Here is a 4,856-nt window from a genome sequence, read left to right on the forward strand (position 1 = left end):
GGATTAGCCAGTGGCATTATTGAAATTAGTGCAGGTGCATATGCTGCAACCTTAAGCACTTTATCTGGCGAAGGCGTTGGCATGATTATAATTGATTTCATCCAATAAATTTATCTTCTATGATGTATCATTTAGTGGCAGGGAACGTTCTCTATCACCAAATGCAGCTAATGGGTGAAGCCAAATAAAATAAGTAAAAATAATAAGTTTAAAAATGTTTTTCAATCTATCAGAGCTACTTTTGATAATCATCCATTAAGCTGGATAATTATGGGGGGCTGAGTAGTTACGATTTATACTTAATTGAGCTTATATTGCCGATTCTGGTTTATAACGCACTCCAACAAAATCTTCAATGGTAGCCATGGTAGTATAGGCATTTTAGAGCGCGATAGCACAAATCTAAAATCTATCAATATCATCAGTTTCTTGTGCTGGATGAGAAGACAAGAAAAATTAAAAATATCATTATAATGATTTGGCATAGCAGTAGTGACATGATGCTGAAATTTTATACATATAAAGCAAATTAATCAAAGAGATATGAAAGATGTCTTTAAGTCCTAATCAGCTTTTAGCCGTTGCAATTGAAACGACAATCAATCAGGCAATACGCCTTAATCCTGCGCACCAAGAAACACTACAGCGTTTGCAAGGTAAAATTGTACGGATTGAAGTGACAGGCTTATTTTTACAATTCAATCTTGTGGCGGAAAATGATGGCTTCATCATCATGAGCGAATATGATGGTCAAGTTGATGCGGTGATTTCGGGCGCACCTTTTAGCTTGTTAAATCTTAGCCTTCAATCCGAACCGAATTTGGCCAATCATCCTGATATTAAATTGGAAGGTGATATACGCTTGGTGCAGCAATTAACTCAGTTGATTAAACAGCTACCTATTGATTGGGAAGAATATATTGCGCAAATTGTTGGCGATATTCCAGCCCATCAACTCGGCAATACAATGCGTCAATGTGATCGCTATGCCAAAGAACGTATTTTTAGTTATGAAGCCAATATAAGTGAATATTTACAAGAAGAATTAAAATACTTACCTGCTCCAGCCGAAGTCGAACATTTCTTAAATACTATCGATCAACTGCGTGATGATACTGAACGTTTAGCATTGCGCGTCCAAAAACTACAACGAGTTATTGCCTAAACATGCTGCGTTATTTTCACCGTTTTCTGCATTTATTAACTATTTATCGTGTCATTGTACGCTATGGCCTAGATGAGATGGCGTTTACAACCGATATTTTGCGCCCATTGCGCTTATTGACTTATTTATCTCCGGGCTATTGGCTGCGACCTAAACATCTGAGTCGTGGTGCAAGACTGCGCTTAGCATTGGAAGAATTGGGGCCTATTTTTATTAAATTTGGTCAAATCCTCTCGACGCGACGTGATTTATTAGATGATGATATTTCAACTGAGCTAGCTAAATTACAGGATAGAGTCACGCCATTTGATGGTGAATTAGCCAGAAAAATGATTGAGCAAGGCTATGGTCATCCTTTAGAACAAATTTTTTCTGAATTCCAAACTGAACCTATGGCCTCTGCTTCAATTGCTCAAGTTCATGCTGCACGTTTACATGATGGGCGTGAAGTGATTATCAAAGTGATTCGGCCTCGGATCGCCAAGCGAATTAAAAAAGATGTGGAGTTATTATATTTTGTGGCTGAATTAGCTCATAAATATTGGTCAGAAGGCAAGCGTTTACGTCCGTTAGAAGTGGTGGCAGAATTTGAAAAAAATCTACATGACGAACTGGATTTAATGAAAGAGGCGGCTAACTCCACCTTGTTAAGACGCAATTTTACAGGCTCGGAATTACTTTATGTACCAGAAATTGAATGGGATTATACCTTGCCTAATGTCATGGTGGCAGAACGTATCAGTGGTGTACCGATTAACAATGTGGATGAATTAAAACGCCAACAAATCAATTTAAAATATCTTGCTGAAGCGGGGGTGGAAATCTTCTTTACTCAAGTATTTAGGGATAACTTCTTTCACGCTGACATGCACCCTGGTAATATTTTTGTAGATACTCATGATCCTGAGAAACCATCCTATATTGCAGTGGATTTCGGCATCATGGGCACGTTGAGTACGGAAGATCAGCATTATTTAGCAGAAAATTTTCTGGCTTTTTTCCATCGAGATTATCGACGGGTTGCTGAATTACATATACGCTCTGAATGGGTGCCAGCGGATACTCGAATTGAGGAATTTGAAGGCGCAATTCGCAGTGTATGTGAGCCAATTTTTGACCGTCCATTAAAAGATATTTCATTTGGCTTGGTATTGTTACGTTTATTTCAAACTGCCCGACGTTTTAATATGGAAGTACAACCACAATTAGTTTTGTTACAAAAAACCTTGCTCAATATTGAAGGTGTTGGCCGTCAGTTATATCCTGATTTAGATTTATGGCAAACCGCTAAACCGTTTTTAGAACGTTGGATGGATGAACGTGTGGGTTTGCGTGCCCTGATTAATGGTATTAAAACCCAAATTCCATTATGGGCAGAAAAAATGCCTGATTTACCTGTTTTAATTCATGAAAATTTAACCCAACGTCAATCCGAACGCAAACAGTTACAAAAGCTTACCACTGAGTTGCAATTAATGCGAACCGAAATGCAACAACGGCAAAAACAGCAGCGTTCACTGATATTTGGTAGCGTATTGATTTTGAGCAGCAGTATTTTGTTTGGGCTGCAAATTGAAAGTATCAGCTGGAATATGCCATTGATTGCGGGTTTACTTGCGATTTTAGGCATTATACTAATTTTATGGGATTGGATTCGGCTTTGAGAAACATAGATCATATCTTAAGGATGGGTGATTCCAAATAATGATAATGGCGTGGATTGAAACACTAGGATTGCCTATTTTGTAAATTTTCAGATCGTTTTTTACTAACCTTGAGTAAATCACTATGTCTCAATCTCATGCGCTCTATTTATCACCTTGGATGTATTTTCAAGAGTCTGTTGAGATTGAAAAAAAGCGGTGTGACACTTATCAGCAGGACACAGCAAGCCAGAAAAATGATAATGAATCGCATAAAATTCTATGTCGCTATTGCAAACACCCAATTACAAACCATCAGCATAAAATAGAAATACAAGGCAAACATCAGCATTATTTGACCAATCCAGATGATATTCATTTTGAAGTAGGTTGTTTTAGTCAAGCCCAAGGTTGTGCCACATCAGGGCAACCAACTTTAGAACATACCTGGTTTCATCAGTATTACTGGTCTTATGCTTTGTGTCAGCATTGTCATACGCATTTAGGTTGGTACTATCGAAATGGCTCGCATCGTTTTTATGGTTTGATGCTCAATGCGCTACTTGATGAGTAGAATTATTTTTAAAATGTTTGTATGGATACAGTTTTTATTGGGAGAATCATCAAATGATATTACTAAATGGCTTTGGCTTTTCACAGCCTTGTTTTGTGGGAATGTTGTCATGACGTGGTACGTCGAGTAAATTCATGACGTAAGTCGGATAAGCAATAGTATTATCCGTTATATTGGAAAATTATGACTAAATTATTGGGGGCTATTTTGGGTGGATGAGGCTACGCTTATCGACTCTATACGAGCTGCTTGGCACTCCATTTTTTATGCCTATTTTATTTTCTTCAAGCATGTTTCACTATCCCTAATTAAAGAGTATGACCTATATGATTTTCCTGTCATTAACAATTTGACACTAAGCGGAATTATAGTAAGATGCCGCTCTCACTAAAAGGGAGTGAACAATGGAATTAAATTTAATTTTTCAACAGATTAAAGAGATGCAGGCCAGAGTTGAAGCACTCAGGGGGTATCTTTGACTATGAAACCAAGTCAGAGCGATTAATTGAAGTCAATTGTGAATTAGAGCAGCCTAATGTATGGAATGAGCCCGAGCGTGCTCAGGCATTGGGACAAGAACGTTCAAGTTTAGAAAAAGTGGTCGCTACAATTGATACCTTGGTGACAGCATTGGCTGAAAGCCATGAATTACTTGAAATTGCTCAGCAAGAACAAGATGAAGAGACTGTTGAAGAAGTCACACAAGATTTAGCCAGCTTAGAAGCACAGTTGCATGAATTAGAATTTAGACGCATGTTTTCAGGTGAAATGGATTCAAGTCATGCGTTTTTAGATATTCAATCAGGCTCTGGTGGGACAGAAGCACAAGATTGGGCTGATATGTTATTGCGAATGTATTTGCGTTGGACAGAACAGCATCAGTTTGAAACTGAGATTATTGAATTATCACCAGGGGAGGTTGCAGGGATCAAAAGTGCGACCATCAGTGTTAAAGGTGAATATGCGTTTGGATGGTTGCGGACGGAAACTGGGGTACATCGCTTAGTACGTAAATCACCATTTGACTCAGGCAATCGCCGTCATACTTCATTTGCAGCGGTATTTGTTGCGCCTGAAATTGATGACAGTATTGAAGTTGACATTAATCCAGCGGATTTACGGATTGATGTATATCGTGCCAGTGGTGCAGGTGGTCAGCATGTAAATAGAACTGAGTCCGCAGTACGGATCACTCACTTGCCTACCAATATTGTGGTGCAATGTCAAAATGACCGTTCACAGCATAAAAATAAAGCCACAGCAATGAAGCAGTTACAATCTAAATTGTACGAGCTAGAAATTCAGAAACGTAATGCCGACCAAAAAACCGTTGAAGAAAATAAATCTGATATAGGTTGGGGCAGTCAAATTCGCTCTTATGTACTTGACCAATCAAGAATTAAAGATTTACGCACTAGCGTTGAAAATACCAATACGCAAGCTGTACTCGATGGTGATTTAGATGCTTTTATCG

4 protein-coding genes are annotated in these 4,856 nt (G+C 38.4%); all 4 read left to right on the forward strand.

Features of this window, described 5'->3' with window-relative positions; all coding sequences use genetic code 11:
• Positions 1-550: 550 nt before the first annotated feature.
• Positions 551-1,165 carry a ubiquinone biosynthesis accessory factor UbiJ gene (locus ABXH34_RS17820; RefSeq protein ID WP_353573235.1) on the forward strand — a complete coding sequence of 205 codons (615 nt, stop codon included), beginning with the start codon at positions 551-553 and terminating at the stop codon, positions 1,163-1,165.
• A gap of 2 nt (positions 1,166-1,167) precedes the next feature.
• Positions 1,168-2,829, forward strand: coding sequence for a ubiquinone biosynthesis regulatory protein kinase UbiB (gene ubiB, locus ABXH34_RS17825; protein WP_353573236.1), 1,662 nt, complete (start codon positions 1,168-1,170; stop codon positions 2,827-2,829).
• 124 nt (positions 2,830-2,953) lie between these two features.
• Positions 2,954-3,382, forward strand: a complete 429-nt coding sequence (locus ABXH34_RS17830; RefSeq protein ID WP_353573237.1) for a cereblon family protein — start codon at positions 2,954-2,956, stop codon at positions 3,380-3,382.
• A 404-nt stretch (positions 3,383-3,786) separates the two neighbouring features.
• A protein-coding gene (gene prfB / locus ABXH34_RS17835; protein ID WP_353573238.1) for a peptide chain release factor 2 occupies positions 3,787-4,856 on the forward strand; the annotation gives its coding sequence in 2 pieces (ribosomal slippage) (positions 3,787-3,858 and positions 3,860-4,856; 1,069 coding nt annotated over the 2 pieces). This gene is flagged as partial in the annotation.

It is taken from the genome of Candidatus Albibeggiatoa sp. nov. BB20, from assembly GCA_016744725.1.
Lineage (GTDB): Bacteria > Pseudomonadota > Gammaproteobacteria > Beggiatoales > Beggiatoaceae > Albibeggiatoa.